This is a genomic window from Lactococcus sp., from assembly GCF_036648155.1.
GTDB lineage: Bacteria > Bacillota > Bacilli > Lactobacillales > Streptococcaceae > Lactococcus > Lactococcus cremoris.
Genome location: NZ_JAVXIY010000014.1, coordinates 1 through 20,221 on the forward strand (window position 1 = coordinate 1; position 20,221 = coordinate 20,221).

General features: G+C 34.8%; 21 protein-coding genes. 15 read left to right on the top strand and 6 right to left on the bottom strand.

The window, feature by feature from the left end; translation table 11 throughout:
- Positions 1-91 precede the first annotated feature (91 nt).
- The 3 genes from RSC39_RS11445 (at position 92) to RSC39_RS11455 (ending at position 4,282) form a co-directional block, all read left to right on the top strand.
- The gene (locus RSC39_RS11445; RefSeq protein WP_332537305.1) at positions 92-745 is read left to right on the top strand and encodes a FusB/FusC family EF-G-binding protein; all 654 of its coding nucleotides are present in this window, start codon (positions 92-94) and stop codon (positions 743-745) included.
- A 370-nt stretch (positions 746-1,115) separates the two neighbouring features.
- Positions 1,116-1,604, top strand: a complete 489-nt coding sequence (locus tag RSC39_RS11450) for a hypothetical protein (protein WP_332537307.1) — start codon at positions 1,116-1,118, stop codon at positions 1,602-1,604.
- Positions 1,605-1,639: 35 nt separating this feature from the next.
- On the top strand, positions 1,640-4,282 hold the full coding sequence (locus RSC39_RS11455; protein WP_332537309.1) for a valine--tRNA ligase: 2,643 nt from the start codon (positions 1,640-1,642) through the stop codon (positions 4,280-4,282).
- 42 nt (positions 4,283-4,324) lie between these two features.
- Here RSC39_RS11455 and RSC39_RS11460 read toward each other — a convergent pair whose 3' ends face one another.
- Together RSC39_RS11460 and RSC39_RS11465 are read right to left on the bottom strand one after the other, a co-directional pair.
- Entirely contained in the window at positions 4,325-4,657 is a 333-nt protein-coding gene (locus RSC39_RS11460) for a hypothetical protein (protein ID WP_332537311.1), read from the bottom strand.
- Between the two features lie 112 nt (positions 4,658-4,769).
- Positions 4,770-5,048 (bottom strand): helix-turn-helix domain-containing protein, encoded by a 279-nt coding sequence (locus tag RSC39_RS11465; RefSeq protein ID WP_010906356.1) that lies wholly within the window; start codon positions 5,046-5,048, stop codon positions 4,770-4,772.
- 227 nt (positions 5,049-5,275) lie between these two features.
- Here RSC39_RS11465 and RSC39_RS11470 point away from each other — a divergent pair, with 227 nt between their 5' ends.
- From RSC39_RS11470 to RSC39_RS11480, 3 genes are all read left to right on the top strand, one after another.
- Entirely contained in the window at positions 5,276-6,121 is an 846-nt protein-coding gene (locus tag RSC39_RS11470; protein ID WP_332537313.1) for an NAD(P)H-binding protein, read from the top strand.
- Between the two features lie 69 nt (positions 6,122-6,190).
- Positions 6,191-6,994, top strand: coding sequence for a helix-turn-helix transcriptional regulator (locus RSC39_RS11475; protein ID WP_332537315.1), 804 nt, complete (start codon positions 6,191-6,193; stop codon positions 6,992-6,994).
- A 45-nt stretch (positions 6,995-7,039) separates the two neighbouring features.
- Positions 7,040-7,780 carry an SDR family NAD(P)-dependent oxidoreductase gene (locus RSC39_RS11480; RefSeq protein ID WP_332537317.1) on the top strand — a complete coding sequence of 247 codons (741 nt, stop codon included), beginning with the start codon at positions 7,040-7,042 and terminating at the stop codon, positions 7,778-7,780.
- Positions 7,781-7,813: 33 nt separating this feature from the next.
- On the opposite strand, the gene RSC39_RS11485 is transcribed toward RSC39_RS11480, so the two are convergent.
- A complete protein-coding gene (locus RSC39_RS11485) occupies positions 7,814-8,299 on the bottom strand; it encodes a YkgJ family cysteine cluster protein (RefSeq protein WP_063281940.1) in 486 nt (161 codons plus the stop codon).
- Positions 8,300-8,358: 59 nt separating this feature from the next.
- Positions 8,359-9,234 carry a helix-turn-helix domain-containing protein gene (locus tag RSC39_RS11490; RefSeq protein WP_063281941.1) on the bottom strand — a complete coding sequence of 292 codons (876 nt, stop codon included), beginning with the start codon at positions 9,232-9,234 and terminating at the stop codon, positions 8,359-8,361.
- 187 nt (positions 9,235-9,421) lie between these two features.
- Between RSC39_RS11490 and RSC39_RS11495 the strand changes: the two genes are divergently transcribed.
- Both RSC39_RS11495 and RSC39_RS11500 read left to right on the top strand, forming a co-directional pair.
- On the top strand, positions 9,422-10,291 hold the full coding sequence (locus RSC39_RS11495; RefSeq protein WP_332537320.1) for a hypothetical protein: 870 nt from the start codon (positions 9,422-9,424) through the stop codon (positions 10,289-10,291).
- Positions 10,292-10,581: 290 nt separating this feature from the next.
- Positions 10,582-11,928 carry a glucose-6-phosphate isomerase gene (locus tag RSC39_RS11500; RefSeq protein WP_332537322.1) on the top strand — a complete coding sequence of 449 codons (1,347 nt, stop codon included), beginning with the start codon at positions 10,582-10,584 and terminating at the stop codon, positions 11,926-11,928.
- Positions 11,929-12,023: 95 nt separating this feature from the next.
- Here the strand turns inward: RSC39_RS11500 and RSC39_RS11505 are convergent, their stop codons facing one another.
- Together RSC39_RS11505 and RSC39_RS11510 are read right to left on the bottom strand one after the other, a co-directional pair.
- Positions 12,024-13,130 (bottom strand): anti-sigma factor C-terminal domain-containing protein, encoded by a 1,107-nt coding sequence (locus RSC39_RS11505; RefSeq protein WP_332537324.1) that lies wholly within the window; start codon positions 13,128-13,130, stop codon positions 12,024-12,026.
- A 23-nt stretch (positions 13,131-13,153) separates the two neighbouring features.
- Positions 13,154-13,648 (bottom strand): RNA polymerase sigma factor, encoded by a 495-nt coding sequence (locus RSC39_RS11510; RefSeq protein ID WP_231722898.1) that lies wholly within the window; start codon positions 13,646-13,648, stop codon positions 13,154-13,156.
- 187 nt (positions 13,649-13,835) lie between these two features.
- Here RSC39_RS11510 and lmrP point away from each other — a divergent pair, with 187 nt between their 5' ends.
- From lmrP to RSC39_RS11545, 7 genes are all read left to right on the top strand, one after another.
- Entirely contained in the window at positions 13,836-15,062 is a 1,227-nt protein-coding gene (gene lmrP / locus RSC39_RS11515) for a multidrug efflux MFS transporter LmrP (RefSeq protein ID WP_021037977.1), read from the top strand.
- An 83-nt stretch (positions 15,063-15,145) separates the two neighbouring features.
- Positions 15,146-16,363: an MFS transporter gene (locus tag RSC39_RS11520; protein ID WP_332537329.1), complete on the top strand. Its 1,218-nt coding sequence runs from the start codon at positions 15,146-15,148 to the stop codon at positions 16,361-16,363.
- A gap of 172 nt (positions 16,364-16,535) precedes the next feature.
- On the top strand, positions 16,536-17,075 hold the full coding sequence (gene rsmD, locus RSC39_RS11525; protein ID WP_021037975.1) for a 16S rRNA (guanine(966)-N(2))-methyltransferase RsmD: 540 nt from the start codon (positions 16,536-16,538) through the stop codon (positions 17,073-17,075).
- A gap of 47 nt (positions 17,076-17,122) precedes the next feature.
- Positions 17,123-17,623: a pantetheine-phosphate adenylyltransferase gene (gene coaD / locus RSC39_RS11530; protein ID WP_332537333.1), complete on the top strand. Its 501-nt coding sequence runs from the start codon at positions 17,123-17,125 to the stop codon at positions 17,621-17,623.
- Positions 17,607-18,638, top strand: coding sequence for a SepM family pheromone-processing serine protease (locus RSC39_RS11535; RefSeq protein WP_332537335.1), 1,032 nt, complete (start codon positions 17,607-17,609; stop codon positions 18,636-18,638). The genes coaD and RSC39_RS11535 overlap by 17 nt, the downstream gene beginning before the upstream one ends.
- Positions 18,639-18,757: 119 nt before the next feature.
- Complete coding sequence (locus tag RSC39_RS11540) at positions 18,758-19,615, top strand: transcriptional regulator (RefSeq protein ID WP_332537337.1); 858 nt, start codon at positions 18,758-18,760, stop codon at positions 19,613-19,615.
- Positions 19,616-19,717: 102 nt separating this feature from the next.
- Positions 19,718-20,209: a radical SAM protein gene (locus RSC39_RS11545; RefSeq protein WP_332537339.1), complete on the top strand. Its 492-nt coding sequence runs from the start codon at positions 19,718-19,720 to the stop codon at positions 20,207-20,209.
- Positions 20,210-20,221 lie beyond the last annotated feature (12 nt).

The window sequence follows — 20,221 nt, forward strand, 5'->3', positions numbered from 1 at the left end:
ATAAAACGGGACCTGTGCCTTGCACAGAACCGCATTTTCCTAATTTTCATAACTTCAAAGCAGTCGGGTTCACATCTTAAGGAATAAGAAAATGTTAAAACCATATGAATATAATCGAATTAAATACCTGACATTTGACCTGGTCAATGTCTATCACTCTGTCAATGATAAATCGACTGTTGAAGCAGTCTATGCTCAAGTCGCCACAGAAATTTTGCAAATCGCTGAAAATGCTGACCTTGTCAGTGAAAATAATCTGTCAGTAAAAGTTGCTATTCAAGAATACTTATCAGCCATTGATAATCCTAAATTATCAAGAGAACAAGCTGAAAAATTACTGACAGAACTTAAAACTTTAGTCGAAGCTTTTCATTTACCGAGTGAAGCTCAAATGAAAAAAGCTTTCAAAAAAGTTAAAAAGTTAAAAATTCCAGCGACAAGTCAATGGGATTTACGTGATGTCACTTACTTTGCTTGGAATGAAGTTTCAAGCAGTCGAAAATATCTTTTGACCGCTGACGGGCGTGGTTTCTATGGCAGTATCTCTGGCAGTATGAAAAATATCTGTGCCATTTGCCAAAAAACAAGTATTGTCACTCAATTTCTAGCGACAACAAAAAGAGGTGCTGACGGCACTTATACTAAAAATGGCACCTATATTTGCTTAGATTCTGAACAATGTAATCAGCAAATTCAAGCCAAAGAAGGCTTGGATCATTTTTTAGAAATCATTAAAGAAAAATAAAAATTTAGAAGTATCTTGTAAAAAAACAAGAATTCTGCTAAAATAAAAACAAGTTGACGAGGAGTAATAAAGCAAGACTTTTAGAGAGGACACGGTTGGTGAAAGTGTTCAGTCAAACTTTATGAAGGTTGCGTCATTTCAAGGAATAATTGCTGACATCTTCGGCTTTGCCTCGAATATCGATTCTCGCTACGCTACTAAAGTAGCTAGTCGAAGTCGTAACCAATCCTGTCAGTAATTATGATATAAAATGAGTGTCTGTCAGTAAATCTGTCAGGAATTTAGGTGGTACCGCGCGTGAGCGTCCTATTTTTAGGAGGCTTATGGGCGGTATTTTTTTGATAGAAAGTGAGGGAAGAATAATTCATAAATGAAAAAATTTGTCACAGAAAATGGAACTTTTCTTGTTAGTTGCTTAGTGGCATTCCTTGCATTTATAGGGGTTCTTATTACAAATAATAGAAATAAGAAAAATATTCGGATGCAAGCAAGGATTGATTGGATAGAAAATGTCAGGAAACAAACGGCAAATACATTGTCTAGTTATCATAAACTAATGAAATTTCGTACAGATAATGAGGACAAAGAATTATTGTGGAATTTCCAGAAGGATTTAGAATTACTTTCGTTATATTTTGCAGATGATAAAGACATTGATAATAAGGCCAACCAAGTTTTAGATAAATGGACAAGGTTTTGGTGGCACAATAATAAAGGAAAACATAAGGATTTAAATTCATTGATTGAAACTATTTCTGGTAAACAAGAATCAGTATCAAAAGATGAAATTTCGGAACTTAAATCCCAAATTAGTACATATCTTAAAATTGAATGGGATAGAGCTAAGAACGGAAAATAAATTAAAAAATTTGTAAGATATACAAGGAGAAAAACATGACAAACGAACTAACCCCAAAATTCAACCCGACAGAGGTTGAAGCAGGACGCTACGAAAAATGGCTTGAAGCTGATGTTTTCAAACCTTCTGGAAATCCCGATGCCAAGCCTTATAGCATCGTTATTCCACCACCAAATGTGACCGGAAAACTCCACCTGGGTCATGCTTGGGATACAACATTACAAGACATCATCATCCGTCAAAAACGGATGCAAGGTTTTGATACGCTTTGGTTGCCAGGAATGGACCATGCGGGGATTGCCACTCAAGCAAAAGTTGCTGCCCGTCTTGCTGAAGATGGTATTTTACCACAAGACCTTGGACGTGAAAAATTCCTTGATAAAGTTTGGGAGTGGAAAGATGAATATGCCACAACAATCAAGGAACAATGGGGTAAAATGGGTATTTCAGTAGATTATTCTCGTGAACGTTTTACTCTTGATGAAGGCCTTTCACAAGCGGTTCGTAAAGTTTTTGTTCAACTTTACAATAAAGGTTGGATTTACCGTGGTGAAAAACTCATCAACTGGGATCCAAAAGCGATGACTGCTTTGTCGGACATTGAAGTCATTCACAAAGAAATTGATGGGGCTTTTTACCACATCACTTACCAAATTGAAGGAAGTGATGAGTTTGTTGAAATTGCCACAACACGTCCAGAAACTTTCCTTGGTGATACGGCTGTTATTGTCAATGAAAAAGACGAACGCTATAAACATTTAGTGGGCAAAAATGTTATCTTGCCAATCATTAATCGTGTCATTCCGATTTTGACAGACGACCATGCTGATATGGAAAAAGGAACTGGGGTTGTAAAAATTACACCTGCTCATGATCCTAATGACTTTGAAGTTGCGATGCGTCATGATTTGCCAATGATTAACATGATGAATAATGACGGAACCATCAATGAAAATGGTGGAAAATATGAAGGACTTGACCGTTTTGAAGCCCGCAAACAAATTGTTGCTGACCTCAAGGAATTGGGGCAGTTGGTTGATGTAAAACCAGTCCGCCACGAAGTTGGGCACTCAGAGCGAACAGGAGTGGTTGTTGAACCACGTTTATCAACACAATGGTTTGTCAAAATGGACGAATTAGCTAAAAATGCGATTGCTAATCAGGCGACAGAAGATGCAGTAGAATTTTATCCGCCACGTTTCAATGATACTTTTATGCAATGGATGGAAAATGTTCATGATTGGGTTATTTCACGTCAACTTTGGTGGGGACATCAAATTCCAGCTTGGTATAATGAAGCGGGTGAGATGTATGTTGGTGAAGAAGCACCTGAGGGAGAAGGCTGGACACAAGATGAAGATGTGCTCGATACTTGGTTTAGTTCAGCTTTGTGGCCATTTTCAACAATGGGTTGGCCAGATGAAAAGTCAGCAGACTTCAAACGTTATTTCCCAACAAGTACCCTTGTAACAGGTTATGATATTATCTTCTTCTGGGTTTCACGCATGATTTTCCAATCTTTAGAATTCACTGGTAAATCACCATTTCACAATGTCTTGATTCATGGTTTGATTCGTGACGAAGAAGGACGTAAAATGTCTAAATCGCTCGGTAACGGAATTGACCCAATGGATGTGATTGAAAAATATGGGGCTGATGCACTACGTTGGTTCCTATCAAATGGTTCTGCACCAGGACAAGATGTGCGTTTCTCTTATGATAAAATGGATGCCGCTTGGAATTTTATCAATAAAATTTGGAATGTTTCACGTTATATTTTGATGAATGCAGAAGATGTCAGCGCTGATGCTGTCTCTTCGGCTTTGACAAAAGTTGCAAATAAAACTGCTGGTAATGTTACTGACCGTTGGATTTTGACACGTTTGAATGATACTGTTGAGCGCGTGACTGAACAAATGGATAAATTTGAATTTGGTGTAGCTGGCCATATTCTTTACAATTTCATTTGGGATGAGTTTGCAAACTGGTATTTGGAATTAACAAAAGAAGTCATGTTTGGTGAGGATGAAGCTGAAAAAGACATTACACGTGCAGTATTGCTCCATGTTTTAGATCAAGTTTTACGTCTTTTACATCCAATTATGCCTTTCTTCACTGAAGAAATCTTTGAAAAATTACCAAATACTTCTGGTTCAATTGTTGTTGCCGAATATCCAAAAGTACGTCCAGAATTTAATGACGACAAGGCAAGCGAAGGTGTGGCGATGTTAATCGAATTAATTACAGCCGTTCGTAATATTCGTGCTGAGGTTAATACACCATTGTCTAAAGCTGTCCCAATGTTGATTAAATCTGAACATGCAGATTTCTTGAATGCTGTTTCTCCTTATATCAGCCGTTTCACTAATCCTTCAGAATTAACAATTGCTAAAGAATTGGCGGTTCCAGAACAAGCGATGTCAGCGGTCATTACTGGAGCAGAATTATACTTACCATTGGCTGGTTTGATTAACATCGAAGAAGAAATTGCTCGACTTGAAAAAGAACTTGCTAAATGGCAAAAAGAGTTAGATTTAGTGAATAAAAAATTAGGTAATGAACGTTTTGTTGCGAATGCTAAAGCAGAAGTTGTCCAAAAAGAAAAAGATAAATTAGCTGATTATCAAGAAAAATTCGATACTGTGAAAGCTCGTATTGCTGAATTGAAAGAAAACTAATCATAAATAAAAAAACCAGTAGCTCAAAAGCTACTGGTTTTTCTACAAAAATATCAAAAAGAATCCAGCGAAGACAAGAAAGTAAATAAGAAAAATAGTTATTCTTTTACTTGCCTTTGTATGAGGATTGATACTTATACCCAACCCAAATTTTCGAGGAATCCAGAAATCAGTTTCTTTGCTGACCGTTTGTTCGCCATATTTCTGAAAAAAGAAGAGTAGTAATGCAATGCTAAAGCATTCTAAGGCAGCAGAAATTCTGACGAAATTTACAGATAAGATTGAGCAAATAATTGTACTGACAGACATTAAAAACACTAAGAAGATACTAAGGATAAGACCAAATTTATAAAATTTAGTATTTTTTTTCATCATCAAACCTCCATACTTACTTTTATTATAATTCTTTTTAGGTAAAAGTGTGCAGAAATTTATAAATAATTAAACAAAAATTACTGACAGGAAATTCTGTCAGTAATTTTTATCTCTAAGCTTTGCTGATTTCTTTTTTATAAAGATTTCCCCAAGCTGCCATCGTATCATGGATTGGTTTGAGGGTTCTTCCAAGTTCTGTCAGTGAATATTCAACGCGAGGAGGCACTTCTGCATAGACTTCACGATGAACCAGCCCGCTTTCTTCGAGGGCACGCAAATGTTGGGTCAAAACTTTTTGTGAAATATGTCCAACTGAACGTTGAAGTTCGCCAAAGCGCATGGTTCGCTCTAATAAATCACGGACAATGAGCATTTTCCAACGGTCGCCCATCAAAACAAGTGCTGTTTCAACAGGGCAATCGGGAAGTTCAGAAATTTTATTCAATTTTTTATCACCTCATAATCGTTGTTATTATACAATAGTATCCAAAAGGATAGTATCTTACTTTTAAGTGCTTACTTTACACATTGGTAGTACAATGTTATTATACACTTAGGTAGTCAGAAAAGCAAGCTACTTTAAAATATAAAAAATAATAAATAAATGGAGGATTCAACATGAAATATTTAGTAACAGGTGCGACGGGTGGATATGGTACTTATGCTCTTGGATTTTTGAAAGAATTGGTTCCAATTTCTGATATTGCGGTTTTGGCTCGCACAGAAGAAAAAGCAGCCCCACTTAAAGCGGCAGGTTTCGATGTACGTTTGGCTGATTATTCAGATTTAACGGCTTTAGAGCAAGCATTTACAGGAATTGACCGTCTGCTTTTTGTCTCAGGAGCGCCGGGAAATCGTCAAGCTGAGCATCAAAATGTGGTTGATGCAGCCAAAAGTGCTGGAATTTCTTACATTGTTTATACAAGTTTTCCTCAAGCAGAAACTGCGACAAGCGATTTAGCTGCTGATCACATTTATACTGAAAAAGCGATTGAAAAATCAGGGATTTCCTACACATTTTTACGTAATAACTGGTACTTTGAAAATGAAATGCCAATTATTGCTGCGGCTCTTTCAACTGGAAAATTTGTTTACAATGCACCAACAGGTAAAGTGGGCTGGGCTTTGAAACGCGAATACGCAGAAGCTGGGGCAAAAGTACTTGCAGGAGCAGAACTTCCAGAAGTTTTAGAGCTTTCAGGAAAGACACTCACGTACGCAGAACTTGCTCAAGCACTAAAATCAGTGTCTGATAAGGATTTTGAAGTTATTGTCGCTGATGATAAGGCTTTTGTCAGTCATTTAGTTGAAACAGGGCTTCCAGATTTTGTAGCCGAACTTTTCCTCGGCTTCCAAAAAGACATTGAAGCAAAAGATTTAGATGTGGAATCTAAAGATTTTGAAAAAGCCTTGGGACATTCACTGACAGAGACAACAGAAGCTTTGAAAGAACTGCTTGCTTAATAAAATAAAAGAAAAATTTACTGATAAATCAATTTGTCAGTAAATTTTTTATTCTGCTATAATAAATGCATGAATAAAAAAGCGCTTGGTAAAGGTATTAAGGAACAAAGAAAAAAATTAGGACTTACTCAAGCAGAATTGGCACAAGGAATTTGCTCACAGGCTCTGCTATCTCATATTGAAGCTGGGGATTATATGCCGGCAGCAGATATTTTTATTGGCATTTATCAAAAATTGGGAATTTCAGAGCTGCAAGCAAATTTGAAAAATTATTTTCCAATGAGTCAAATTGAAAAATTGAGCCAAAAATCTGAAGAATTATGCCGCCAACATCAATACGCTGAATTAAGAGATTTTTTGTTGCTAGATTCAACTATAGATGCCATTTCAGAGGAGGGGTTGCATGCCTATTACTATTATTTAGGCGTGTCTCAAGCTCAACTCGGCCAACTTAATGAGGCACAAGAAAACTTGCGCTTAGCTTTAGTTGACCAAAAAAAGTTAACGATTATTTCTCGCCTTAGCTGGATGAGTTTAGGAGTGATTTCGGCAGTGAATCATCAAGAAAAACAAGTAGGGGAATATATTGAAGCTGCATTTCAGGATTTAGAAAAGACCTCCTATGATGAAAATTTGAATGTTCTTTATTATTTGAGAGCAGTAATTTATAAAAAATTGGAAAAAAATAAGTTAGCATTAATGACACTTGAAAAAGGGATCCAATTTATTTCTGAACACAATTCTCATTATATGTTGGCCAACTTTTATTATTTGGCTGCTTTACTTGTTGAAAATGATAAAAGTAGAGCCTATTTTTCTAAAAGCCAACTTTTTACCGAACTTTATAAAGAAAAGGTATTTGACAAAATATAAGGATTCTTATTTTATTTTCTTTCTCAATTTTCCTATACTGAAGCTATGAAAAAGAATATTGTAATTTTAGGTGGCACTTCTGGTGTAGGAAAAGCAATTGCTTTGGGTTTTAGAGATGATGAAGCAAGACTTCTGATTATTGGGCGCAGTGAAGCAAAAGCTCAAAGGGTGAGTCATCAGGCTCACGGGGAAATTGATTTTCTTATTGCTGATTTGACTAACAAAAATGAGCAACGAAAGTTGATTCAAGAGACTGGTGAAAAGTTTGACCATATTGATGCATTAATCGATACTTTTGGCGTTTTCCCAAGTTCAGCAGAAATAAATATTCGCACGAATTTACAGGCACATGCTGAGCTTATCTACCTGTTTGTTCCGCTTTTAGAAAAAAGTAAACAAGCACGTGTTGCTTTGGTAACTGGACATTTTCAAGTGCTTAGACTAGGAATGATTTGTTCTGGACAAAAGAATACGGTAGAGCGTGGAATTTGGGAAATTACTCATAAAACCTTGCTTATGAAATTAGCTTCAAAAGAACTTTTTGAAAAAAATATTATGGTTAATTCGTTTTATCCCGGAGATGTCCAGAGTGATTTGATGTCTTGGACCAAAAATCTGACCAATCATTCTGTTGCCGTTGGTCGAAGGTTAGCTTTAGACGAAAGATATACTGGTGTGACTGGGAAGATGTTTGATGACAAGGGAAATGAAGTGTCATTACCAGAAAAATACAATGCAGAAGTTGCAAGAAAAAAGCTAGAAAAATATATAAAAAATACAATTTGATCAATTGATCAAATTGTATTTTTTATGAGCCAATTAATCCAAGCGCTTTTGCAATTTCTCAACAAATTCATAAGCTGCTGGACAGTAGAGTGTATTTTTTATCGTTAAATTGTTGATTTGATAAATCTTTTTACGGTCAGTATGAGGGAATTCACGGCAAGCTTTGGGACGAACTTCGTAAATGCTACAGAGATTGTCAGAGCCAAGAAACTGACAAGGCATCGTTTGAAAAACTTTGTCACCATCTTCGTCAGTTCGGAGATAAGTGGCTTCAAAGTCACTCACTTTCATTCTTAAATGTTTTGCGACGCGTTCAATATCGGCTTCTGTCCAAAGAGGGCCTAAGGTTTTGCAACAATTGGCACATTTGGTACAGTCGATTTCTAAAAAAACCTCTTCATGAACTTCTTTAACGATTTTATCTAATTGCTTTGGTGGTTTTTTGGCAAGTCCAGCTAAAAATTTTTTATGTGTCTTTTGTTTTTGCTGGGCTAGATTTTTATAACGTTCAATATCCATTGCCTTTATTTTAACAAAAAGTTCATAAGGGCTCAACTTTTATATAAAAAGATATTGTCTTAACTTAAGAAGTTTACTTGATAATGATTTATTTCTTCAGCAATCACATTTGCAATGTCATAGCAACCCAAAAGCTCAAAAGTGCTTACGAATTGTTTTAGTTTCATCAATTGTTTGATACTTGGGGCTTGGCAATAATCAAAAAGGTTTTTATTATAAGCAAGTAATGCACGCTCGGAAGTACTGAGGTCAGATTGAATATGCTCATCCAGATATGAAAAAAGTTCGCATATTTGAGAATAATCTTTTCTTTTAATAAAAATATTAATGACTTTGAGTAAGGAAAGATTCATTTTTGATTGTGTTTGAGGGGAAAAAAGATAACGGCTTTCAGGATAGAGCATTCGACTGACAAGTTCTTTGAGCTGACTCTCATTAAAAATCTCCATACAATTTGAAAAAATCAAGATATCAGAAATCGTCCATTCTTTTATCATCAAAAGATGTCTGGAAAGTTTGATAATTTCCTTTTGTGGAATTTTTAAGCGGACATTGAGTTTTAAAAGTGCGACCTTAATTTCAATCATATTTATAAAATAATGAAAGTTATGTGGGAACTCTTCCATGTATTCTTTTGTTTCTTTGAGAAGAACTCTTAATTTTGCTTTATCTTTGTGATGTAAAGCCCTCTCAATTCGTTGATTATAAAAGATTTCAGAGTCGCCATAGATAGCATGTCGAGCACGCTCATATTCATCCAGAGAGATGTTGAGAAACTCAAGAAGGTAAATTAACTTCTCAGCGCTAATCATGGTTTGTCCTTTTTCAAACTTTAATATCTGCTGATAAGAAATCATGTCCCCTGCCATTTCCTTGGGTTCAATATTTCTAGAAATTCTCAATTTTTTTTCGGCTTGTCCAAAAGAAGTATCCATAAAATTTCTCCTAATCTCAAATTTGCTATTTTCCTCTAAGCGTTTAATTGTTTTTTTATTAATTATATTCTATCATACAAATATAACAAAAAAACATCAAATGTTACGTTTGACCAACGATTTTGAATAAGAAATTCGCACTGAAAATAAAATTTTCAAGCATACGACCTTAAAAAAGGGGGGCATTATGGAATTATCCGCATTTTTAGTAGTTATTTTAGCATTGATTTCAGCACTTTCTCGTGGAGTGACAATTGTAATTGACCGATATCAGATTGGGATTCAAAAAAACTCTGTTCTACAAGTCAATTTATTCAATAATCTTTTTAGCATGTTTTTAATTATTGCGCTGGCTTTTTATTTTCCTTTTTGGAAGCTGATTTTTGACTGGCGAGTTCTTATTTATGCTGCTCTAGCTCAGTTTGTTGCATTGGGGTTTTCTGCTTTATATCGAAATATGACCGTTTTTGAATCGGTTATTTCTGCAAAAATAGCAGATTTTTTTATACCCATTGCTGTTTTTTTGGCAACAGGGGCTTTCTCTTTAAAAACTTATATTTTAGCAGTAATTTCTACGATTATTGTGATGTTTTGGTTGAGAAAAGGAACAGATTTTAAAAAATATTTATTCGGAATTTTGCTTATCGTTCCCTTACTAGTCGCTCAAGCTTTTGGCAATCCACTTCTTGTAAGTAATTTTCATCAGGATTTTTATACGATTATCGCCTTTACTTTAGCAACTTTGACCTTGAGATTTATCATCTCACTGGTCATGTTTTTTCTTTATAGAGGTGCATGGCAAAAGAAAAGATGGATTTTTACAAGAAAAAATACTTTTCTTTATCTTTTAAGAGCCTTTTTAACCATTATCACACATTTTACATTTGTCCTAGTTACTGCAGATAAAATGGCAGCTTTAGGCTGGATTTTTTTGAATATGACTTCACTTTATGGTATTTTGGTTTCGAGAGTAACATTGAAAGAAAAAACTTCGTGTCAGGGAATCGTTTTAGTGGTAGGGTTGACAGCTTTAATGATAGCGGGAAGTTTTTTGTGATGGGCCCAATCCTCTCTTTTTCACAAATTCAACTTTTTTTGAGCATGTTTTTATTGCAAGTTATTTTTAGATGATTCAATCGTCTTTTTCTCGAGTTTGATAAATAGGTTTTGAAAAATTGACAACATACTTTGGGAAATATGGTTAAAAAAGAGTAGAGGGCATCTTATCTTGTAAAAAATACGAAAAAGTGATAAAATGAACTAGAAAATTTGAAGAAAAAAATAGAAAAATCGACCTTCTTCAATAGCTAAATTCTCGCAAAAATCGAGAAATTGAAAGGAATTAAAATGGCTCATATTAAATTTGACTATTCAAAACTCACTCCATTTGTAGCTGAAAATGAATTAGACGAAATCCAATGGCAAATCGACGGGGCAGCTAAATTGCTCCACGAAGGAAAAGGTGCTGGGAGCGATTATATCGGATGGCTTGACCTTCCTGAAGATTACGACAAAGAAGAATTTGCTCGTATTCAAAAAGCAGCTAAAAAAATTCAATCTGATTCAGAAGTTCTTATTGTTATCGGGATCGGTGGTTCATACCTAGGAGCACGTGCTGCAATTGATTTTTTGAGCAACAGCTTTGTTAACTTGCAAACTGCTGAAGAACGTAAAGCACCACGTATTCTTTATGCTGGTAACTCAATTTCTTCTTCATACTTGGCTGACCTTGTAGATTACGTTGCTGACAAAGATTTCTCTGTAAATGTAATCTCTAAATCAGGTACAACAACAGAACCAGCGATTGCTTTCCGTGTCTTCGAAGAAATGTTAGTTAAAAAATACGGTCGTGAAGAAGCAAACAAACGTATTTACGCAACAACTGATAAAGAAAAAGGTGCTGTAAAAGTTAATGCTGACGCAAATAACTGGGAAACTTTTGTTGTTCCAGATTCAGTTGGTGGACGCTTCTCAGTATTGACAGCTGTTGGACTTTTGCCAATCGCAGCTTCAGGTGCTGATATCAAAGCTCTCATGGACGGTGCGAACGCGGCACGTAAAGAATACACTTCTACAAACGTTCATGAAAATGATGCTTACGCATATGCTGCACTTCGCAATATCCTTTACCGTAAAGGTAAATTCTCAGAAATCTTGATCAATTACGAACCAAGTCTTCAATATTTCTCAGAATGGTGGAAACAATTGGCTGGTGAATCAGAAGGGAAAGACCAAAAAGGAATTTACCCAACTTCAGCTAACTTCTCAACAGACCTTCACTCATTAGGACAATGGATTCAAGAAGGAACACGTACTGTTTTTGAAACAGCGATCCGTATTGAAAAACCACGTAAAAACATCAACATTCCAGAACTTGACGCTGACCTTGATGGACTTGGTTACTTGCAAGGTAAAGATGTTGACTTCGTTAACAAAAAAGCTGCTGACGGCGTGCTTCTTGCACACACTGACGGAAATGTTCCAAACATGATTGTGACATTGCCTGAACAAGACGAATTCACACTTGGATATGCCATTTACTTCTTTGAACTTGCTATCGGTGTTTCTGGTTACTTGAACGGAATTAACCCATTCAACCAACCAGGTGTTGAAGCTTACAAGAAAAATATGTTCGCTCTTCTTGGTAAACCAGGATTTGAAGAACTCAGCAAAGAATTGAATGACCGCCTTTAATCTTTGATTAAAAGTGTCATAAAAATCACTGACAAGATTTCTGTCAGTGATTTTTTTATATCCATTTTCTGTTGATAAATCTGTCAGTGAAATTGTTATTTGAGTGGTTGAATATCAGGACGGAGTTCTACTGTAAGTCCAACATTACTGGCATAGACCCAAGGATTTTTATCTAAATTCGCAAAATTCTTAGTTTGTCCTGTTAAAATAACTCCCGAAAATTTTGCTGATTTGAGAGTAGGATATTTTTTTACCTGTTTAAGTGCATCTTTACTTGGGCTAAAATCGTTAATTGTGATTTGGTTCTTTTTCGCAATCGCAGTTAATGATTTTTTGAAATCTTGATAAGCAGCATTGTCTAACTTCCCAGTGAGCTGTGAATTATTACCATTTTCAGCATAATTGCTATTACTCATCAAGCCAAACCAGTTTGTTTGTCCAGCAGCATCAAGAGATTTTGAATCATTGTAACCAATCCAATACCAATTAATTAAAAGATTTTTGGGAATCATTTTTTGGATTTCATTGTAACTATAAGCTTTATCAAAAGTGACAGCAACTTCCGCCACGTGGTTTGAAAGGTGTGAAATTTTGTCAGCATCATGGGTAGGGAGAATTCCATAATAATCTTTAGATTTGTAGTTGGTATTTGTAGAGAAAAAACTAGCAATTTTTTGATTAGTTGTTTGGGTAAAATAGGCATTTGAATTTACTGATGGACTCAAGGTATTAAGATTTAAGCCCCCAACATTTGAAACATTAAAGGAAAAATTATAAGATTCCCAGGGCACATGATAACCATCAATATCTTTATAAGTATCTGAATGAAGATTAGAGCTAAATACGCCATAGTCATCGATAATCTGATTATTATAAGCAACATTTGGGGCGGAAGCGGTGAAAATAGCGGTAGAGTAGTCGAAGGTTTTAAAGAAATTTTTTTCCATGATAGCAGAGTTCACTCGCCAACCAATAACTATAAATGCTGAAAATACAGTCAAAGCAATCCAAGTAGTTAAGCCCCAACGTTTTATTTTTGTTTTTAGGGCAAAATTATGAAAGTCTTTGTTGAGATTAGAAATAGATTTAGTTGTTTGAAATTTGTGTCGTGTTTTATTGATTACAAAAATAAACAGACGAATCAGTCCGAAAAATAAAGTAATAGCTAGAACAAGGTAAGGGAAAATTAAGAGAGTACGCATTTTTAATTCCTTTCAAGAGACGATTAGAGGAGCCACTGGTCATAACCAGCTTTTTCAAGTTGTTTTTTAAGCTTTTTTCGAGCTCGATAAAGGTCGATTTTGATTTTGCTTAAACTACATTCAAAATATTCTGCAAGCTGTTTAGTTGAACTATTTTCATAATAATATGCAGTTAAAAGCCGGTTGTAATAAGGGGAAAGTTGTTCAATGATTTTTGGAAGTGGGCTAGACTCAACTAAAAAAGCTGCTGTTTCCAATTCTTTTTCCAAATTTTTAATAATTTTTTGATAATGTTTACTTCGATTATAACTATTGATATAAGTTCGGATAGATGTTCGATACATAAAAGCCCGTAATTTGTCAGGTTCAATGAAAATATCCAGACTTAAAATTTTAACTAGAGTATCCTGTACGGCATCTTCGGCATCGATCAACTGACTTCCACGAGAGATAAGGTATTTAGTGATTTCTATCGCATAATCATTGACTTCATTTTCATATTCTTTTAAATTCACCATTTCCTCCCCTCTCATATATATAACAAATCAAATTAAGTTTGGTTACAGTTTATTTTAACAAAAACTGATATAAGTAGAAGAATTATTTTGATAAAGCTGTAATTCATCTAGTTTTAGAAGTATAAATATGCTACAATTGTAGATAAATTAATAAATTTAGAAAATTTAAAAGAATTTAAGGAATAGTATGAAAGAGTTTTGGAATTTAGACAAAAACTTGCAACTCCGTTTAGGGATTGTGTTTTTAGGTGCCTTTTCATATGGCACCGTTTTTTCTTCAATGACCATTTATTATAATCAATATTTAGGAAGTGCAATTACAGGGATTTTGCTTGCCTTATCTGCTGTGGCAACTTTTGTCGCCGGAATTCTTGCAGGCTTTTTTGCTGACCGAAATGGAAGAAAACCAGTGATGGTTTTTGGAACAATTATTCAACTTTTAGGAGCAGCTTTAGCTATTGCCTCAAACTTACCGGGACATGTGAATCCCTGGTCAACTTTTATTGCTTTTTTGCTGATTAGTTTTGGCTATAATTTTGTGATAACTGCTGGGAATGCCATGATTATTGATGCATCGAATGCTGAAAATCGTAAAGTTGTTTTTATGTTGGACTATTGGGCGCAAAATTTGTCGGTTATTTTAGGGGCAGCATTAGGTGCTTGGCTTTTTAGACCAGCTTTTGAAGCACTTTTAGTGATTTTACTTTTAACTGTCTTAGTCTCATTTTTCCTGACTACTTTTGTAATGACAGAAACTTTTATACCCACAGTCAAAGTTGATGAGAAAGCCGAGAATATTTTTCAGGCTTATAAGACAGTACTACAAGATAAAACTTACATGATTTTCATGGGAGCCAATATTGCGACCACTTTTATTATCATGCAATTTGATAATTTTTTACCTGTTCATTTATCGAATAGTTTTAAAACAATCACTTTTTGGGGTTTTGAAATCTATGGACAACGGATGCTCACCATATATTTGATTTTAGCTTGTGTATTAGTTGTCCTATTAATGACGACTCTAAATCGATTGACCAAAGATTGGTCACACCAAAAAGGTTTTATTTGGGGGAGTCTATTTATGGCAATTGGGATGATTTTTTCATTTTTGACAACAACTTTTACACCAATTTTTATTGCAGGTATTGTTTATACTTTGGGTGAGATTGTTTATACCCCAAGTGTTCAAACTTTAGGAGCAGATTTGATGAATCCGGAAAAAATTGGTTCTTATAATGGCGTTGCAGCAATTAAAATGCCAATTGCATCAATTCTTGCAGGTTTACTTGTTTCGATTTCACCAATTATTAAGGCAACAGGAGTTTCTTTGGTCTTAGCATTGACTGAAGTTCTAGCGATTATTTTAGTTCTTGTTGCTGTAAATAGACATCAGAAAACAAAATTAAATTAAATAAATGACTTCTAAAAAAAGAAATTTATCTTGAAAAGGAGTCAAGATAGATTTTTTATTGAAAGAAAACAGAAAGAAAGAAAATGAAAGATTTTTTTGGATTACATCCAACACTTAAAATTCGTTTAATTATGAATTTTTTTGGGACGCTTTGCTTTAGTACAGTGGGTGGCTCAATGACAATCTACTACAATAAATATATGGGAGCAGGAATCACAGGACTACTTTTGGTGATTAGCTCAGTCATGGTCTTCTTGGTTGGACTTTATGCAGGACATTTGTCCGATGTTCAGGGACGAAGACCTGTAATGATTTTCTCAACTGCCATCACTGGATTTGGTGGAGCTTTAGCAACATTCGCAAACTCATCTTTTTACTTCAATCCTTGGGTCACTTTTTTAGGATTTCTTATTATTAATTTTGGTTTTGGCTTTTTTAACACCGCAAGTCAAGCGATGATTGTAGATTTAACAACGAGCGCAAATCGGCGAGTTGTTTATAGCATTCAATACTGGATTATCAACTTTGCAATCATGATTGGTTCAGGACTCTCAGGCTGGTTTTTCAGAGATTACTTGGTTTGGCTACTTTTAGCTATTACAATTGAAGAAATATTAAGTTGTCTGGTTGTGATTTTTTGGATTGATGAATCCTTCAATCCAGATACTCAGCAGCACAAGCAAGAATCAAACATTATTAAAGCCTATTTCACAGTCGCTAAAGACCGCATTTTCATGTATTATTTATTTGCTTCCGTCTTTATTGCGATGATTTTTAATCAAATTGATTATTATCTGCCAGTTCACTTGAGTGACAGCTTTAGAACCGCCAGAATTTTTGGAATTGAAGTTTATGGACAACGGATGCTGACAATTTTCCTAATGGTCAATACCTTAGTCATCGTATTGTTTATGGGAAGAGTCAATAAACTAACCAAAAATTGGTCACGAAGTAGCGGAATATCCGTTGGGATTATTCTGCAAGGTTTGGGCTTCATGATTGCTTTTCTTAGCCGTGATTTGACTTGGGAACTTGTTGCGGCTTTGGTGGCAACAATTGGTGAAATGATTTTGGTTCCATTTTCTCAGGCTCTGCGGGCCGATTTAATGGACGGAGACCAAGTGGGAACTTATACAGGCGCCTTTTCAGTTACTCAGCCTATTGCTTCGGTCTTGTCAGGAATTGTGGTGTCTCTCTCAAGTCTTTACGGAAATATTGGAATGACAATTTTCATGTTTTTCATTATTATTCTGGGAGTTTTTCCATCACTACGTGCGATTAGGATGCATGAAAGTCATTAATTATTTGGATAAAGTCAAAAATAAGTTTCAAGAGTTAGAATGAAAGTCTAATTTGAGAAGCTTTTTTTGTTAGTAATAATAAGAAAGAAAATTTTTACTGACAGAACGATTGGAACAAGCCTGACAGGGCGATTCGGCTCTTCATTTAAACTTTTGTGATATAATTATTTTCATGAGAGTAGTTTCAGGAAATTATGGCGGAAGACCGCTGAAGACATTGGCAGGAAAAACAACAAGACCAACCACAGATAAAGTCAAGGGAGCTATTTTTAATATGATTGGTCCTTATTTCGACGGAGGTCGTGTCCTTGATTTATTTGCAGGGTCAGGAAGTTTGGCAATTGAAGCCGTCTCAAGAGGAATGGATCATGCCCTTCTTGTTGAAAAAGATAGAGCAGCTCAACAAGTCATTTTGGAAAATATCAAGATGACGAAAGAGCCTGAGAAATTTCAATTATTAAAAATGTCAGCAGAGCGTGTTTTGACAAATCTGTCTGAAAGTTTTGATTTAGTTTTGTTGGATCCACCCTACGCTAAAGAACAAATTGTTGAAAACTTAGAACTTTTGCAAGAAAAAAATTTACTGACAGAAAAGGTAATTGTTGTCTGTGAAACAGACAAGGAAGTTGAACTTCCTGACCAAATCGGGAAATTAGAGTTGACTAGGCAAAAAACTTATGGAATTTCTAAAATATCAATTTATGAATTTTGACATTTACTGACAGAAATTCTGTCAGTAAATTAAGAAAGAAAAAAGTAATGACAGAAAAAATTGGACTCTTTACAGGAACTTTTGATCCACTGACAAATGGCCATTTAGATATTATCAAACGTGCTAGCCAGCATTTTGATCAACTTTATGTTGGAATTTTTAAAAATGACCAGAAAAATCCACTTTTTCCAACGGACAAACGAGTGGAAATGCTAGAAGAAGCACTGACAAATCTGTCAGTAAATCATAAAGTTAAAATCATCAAACATGAACGTGATTTGACAGTGAATATCGCAAAAAAACTTGGCGTGACGGCTCTGGTTCGTTCTTTACGTAATAGCCAAGATTTAGAATATGAAAAAAATATGTTTTATTTTAATCTGGAGATGACGGGTATTGAAACCATCTTCTTTCTAGCAAAACCAGAACTTGAACCGCTAAATTCAACAAGAATGCGAGAATTACATGCTTTCGGACAAGATGTCAGCGCTTGGGTTCCAGAAAATGTGAGTCGTGAATTAAGGAAATTAGATGAAGAAAAAAAATAAAAAAATCAGTCCCAAATTAAAATGGGGCATCTCTATTGGTCTGATTATTGTCGCTCTCCTTGTTTTAGTGTATCCAACAAATTACTATGTGGAAATGCCTGGAACAACCGAGCCATTAGGGAAAATGGTCAAAGTCGAAGGAAAAAAAGATGAGCACAAAGGTGATTTCTTCCTTACTACCGTTCAAATTGCGCGTGCTAATCTTGCCACAATGATTTACAGTCATTTTAATAGTTTTACAAGCATTTACAGTGAACAAGAAATGACCGGTGGCCTTAATGATGCGCAGTTCAATCGTGTCAACCAGTTTTACATGGAAACTGCACAAAATACAGCCGTTTATCAGGCCTTCAAGTTGGCAAATAAACCCTATGAACTGAAATATGAAGGGGTTTATGTCCTTGATATTGCTAAAAATTCGACTTTTAAAAATAAATTGGAACTTTCGGACACGATTACAGCAGTCAATGGGGAAGAATTTAAATCAAGTGCAGACATGATTGCTTACGTTTCGAAGCAAAAAGTCGGTGATTCAGTTACTATTGAATATACACGGATTGATGGCAGTAAACACAAGTCTACTGGAAAATATATCAAAATCGCTAATGGAAAAACTGGAATCGGAATTGGACTAGTTGACCATACTGAAGTAGTCACAGACCCAAAAGTTACAGTCAATGCAGGTTCAATCGGTGGACCATCTGCCGGAATGATGTTTACACTAGAGATTTACAGTCAGTTGACAGGTAAAGATTTACGTGGTGGTCGCGAAATAGCAGGAACTGGAACGATTGAACATGATGGAAGCATTGGCCAAATCGGTGGGGTTGATAAAAAAGTAGCTACTGCTAGCAAAGAAGGCGCAAAAGTTTTCTTAGTTTCTGACTCAGGCACCAAAAAAGAAAGCAGCAATAACTATCTTGGAGCCAAAGCAGCCGCTAAAAAATTAAAAACGAAGATGAAAATTGTTCCCGTCAAGACTATTCAAGACGCTTTAACTTATTTAGAAAAATAAAAATTACTGACAGAAAGCTGTCAGTAATTTTTTTATCTAGTTTACAAGCCAAAGGCAAAGTTGTATAATAATTTCAAATAATTTAATAAATTCGGAATATATGCCAAAGGAAAACTAAAATGGAAAAAAATTTAAAAACTGGAAAAATAATCGCTTTTATAAGAAAAACAAAACATCTAAAATTAAAAGAGATGACGGGTGGCTCTTTTTCAGAATCACAACTTGCAAAATTTGAAAAGGGCGAAACAGGAATTACTGTAGGTAAATTATTTACCGTCTTAGAAAACTCAAATGTCTATTTAGACGAATTTCAAAACCTTTATAACGAGTATGAACAATCCGACGAATACAACTATCGTCACAACTTAACTATTGCTTATGCTCAAAAAAATGTCGAAAAAATCAAAGAAATTTATGATTTTTGGAAAGAAAAATGCCAGCAGAAACCTGATAATAAATTTTATAAGATTAATAAAACAGTGGTTAAAATCAACTTAGCAATGGCACAAAATTCTAAGATTTTTAAGGAAGATACTGCTTTTTTGATGAAGTACCTTGAATCTGTCAGTGAATGGGGACGTTATGAGATATGGATTTTCGGGAATTGTCTTCGCTATTTTGATGATAATGCTTTAGAGTATTACGGAATGCAAATTTTAGGAAAAACAAATTATTATCACTCAATTCATATCAATCAACAGATAATAATAAGAACATTTTTAAATCTTATTGATACGTGGTTACGTCGAGAAAATTTGATACAAGCTTTTAAATACATCAATCATTTAGAAGAAATAGGGATAAGCATTGATTTTTTCTATGAAAAAATCCTGTTTGAATATCATAGAGCTCATTATAAAGTATTGCAAAAACAAAATGGTGCTATTGAAAAAATGAAAAAACACGCGCAGACTCTTGCAGATTATGGTTTCCCACTAGAAGCAAAAGCACTTTTTGAAGAAATTGAAAAATTATAGGGCTTTGGCATATATTCCAAAAGAAAATTTCCACCCAATTTTATATGTTAAGATACAGATAATAAAAATTATCTGTATCTTTTTATAGATTGGAGAAGTAAGATGATTAATTACCTAAAAAATCCACTGTTCCTGACTTGGATGCTTACCAACAAATGTAATTTAAGGTGTAAATTTTGTTATTTGGAAGATTATCAAGGAAAAGAGTTGGAGCTTGATGAAATAAATCATGTCCTAGATATTATACAGGATAAAGAATTTACCCATGTTTCTCTATTGGGCGGTGAACCGACAGAATGTGAGTACTTTGAATATATTGTTACTCAACTAGAAAAGTTGAGAATTTCTTACTCATTTTCAACTAATGGTCAAAAACTATTTAGAAATGAAGAGTTAATTAGAATACTTTCTAAATCTCAATATTTAAAAGAGGTTCAAATTTCTTTAGAGTCTCCCCAAAAGTTAATCAATGACGCAGTCAGAGGGAAAGGAACATTTGAAAGTGCAATCAAAAGTGTAGCACTATTAGTAAAAGAGAATGTCCCTATACGGCTTGCTATGGTCGTGACAAAAGAAAATAATTCTACCATTTAACAAATGATTGAT

Excerpts from the sequence above, each read along its gene's own strand:
- RSC39_RS11445 (WP_332537305.1), top strand. The coding sequence starts at position 92 with ATGTTAAAACCATATGAATATAATCGAATTAAATACCTGACATTTGAC.
- RSC39_RS11450 (WP_332537307.1), top strand. The coding sequence starts at position 1,116 with ATGAAAAAATTTGTCACAGAAAATGGAACTTTTCTTGTTAGTTGCTTA.
- RSC39_RS11455 (WP_332537309.1), top strand. The coding sequence starts at position 1,640 with ATGACAAACGAACTAACCCCAAAATTCAACCCGACAGAGGTTGAAGCA.
- RSC39_RS11460 (WP_332537311.1), bottom strand. The coding sequence starts at position 4,657 with ATGATGAAAAAAAATACTAAATTTTATAAATTTGGTCTTATCCTTAGT.
- RSC39_RS11465 (WP_010906356.1), bottom strand. The coding sequence starts at position 5,048 with ATGGGCGACCGTTGGAAAATGCTCATTGTCCGTGATTTATTAGAGCGA.
- RSC39_RS11470 (WP_332537313.1), top strand. The coding sequence starts at position 5,276 with ATGAAATATTTAGTAACAGGTGCGACGGGTGGATATGGTACTTATGCT.
- RSC39_RS11475 (WP_332537315.1), top strand. The coding sequence starts at position 6,191 with ATGAATAAAAAAGCGCTTGGTAAAGGTATTAAGGAACAAAGAAAAAAA.
- RSC39_RS11480 (WP_332537317.1), top strand. The coding sequence starts at position 7,040 with ATGAAAAAGAATATTGTAATTTTAGGTGGCACTTCTGGTGTAGGAAAA.
- RSC39_RS11485 (WP_063281940.1), bottom strand. The coding sequence starts at position 8,299 with ATGGATATTGAACGTTATAAAAATCTAGCCCAGCAAAAACAAAAGACA.
- RSC39_RS11490 (WP_063281941.1), bottom strand. The coding sequence starts at position 9,234 with ATGGATACTTCTTTTGGACAAGCCGAAAAAAAATTGAGAATTTCTAGA.
- RSC39_RS11495 (WP_332537320.1), top strand. The coding sequence starts at position 9,422 with ATGGAATTATCCGCATTTTTAGTAGTTATTTTAGCATTGATTTCAGCA.
- RSC39_RS11500 (WP_332537322.1), top strand. The coding sequence starts at position 10,582 with ATGGCTCATATTAAATTTGACTATTCAAAACTCACTCCATTTGTAGCT.
- RSC39_RS11505 (WP_332537324.1), bottom strand. The coding sequence starts at position 13,130 with ATGCGTACTCTCTTAATTTTCCCTTACCTTGTTCTAGCTATTACTTTA.
- RSC39_RS11510 (WP_231722898.1), bottom strand. The coding sequence starts at position 13,648 with ATGGTGAATTTAAAAGAATATGAAAATGAAGTCAATGATTATGCGATA.
- lmrP (WP_021037977.1), top strand. The coding sequence starts at position 13,836 with ATGAAAGAGTTTTGGAATTTAGACAAAAACTTGCAACTCCGTTTAGGG.
- RSC39_RS11520 (WP_332537329.1), top strand. The coding sequence starts at position 15,146 with ATGAAAGATTTTTTTGGATTACATCCAACACTTAAAATTCGTTTAATT.
- rsmD (WP_021037975.1), top strand. The coding sequence starts at position 16,536 with ATGAGAGTAGTTTCAGGAAATTATGGCGGAAGACCGCTGAAGACATTG.
- coaD (WP_332537333.1), top strand. The coding sequence starts at position 17,123 with ATGACAGAAAAAATTGGACTCTTTACAGGAACTTTTGATCCACTGACA.
- RSC39_RS11535 (WP_332537335.1), top strand. The coding sequence starts at position 17,607 with ATGAAGAAAAAAAATAAAAAAATCAGTCCCAAATTAAAATGGGGCATC.
- RSC39_RS11540 (WP_332537337.1), top strand. The coding sequence starts at position 18,758 with ATGGAAAAAAATTTAAAAACTGGAAAAATAATCGCTTTTATAAGAAAA.
- RSC39_RS11545 (WP_332537339.1), top strand. The coding sequence starts at position 19,718 with ATGATTAATTACCTAAAAAATCCACTGTTCCTGACTTGGATGCTTACC.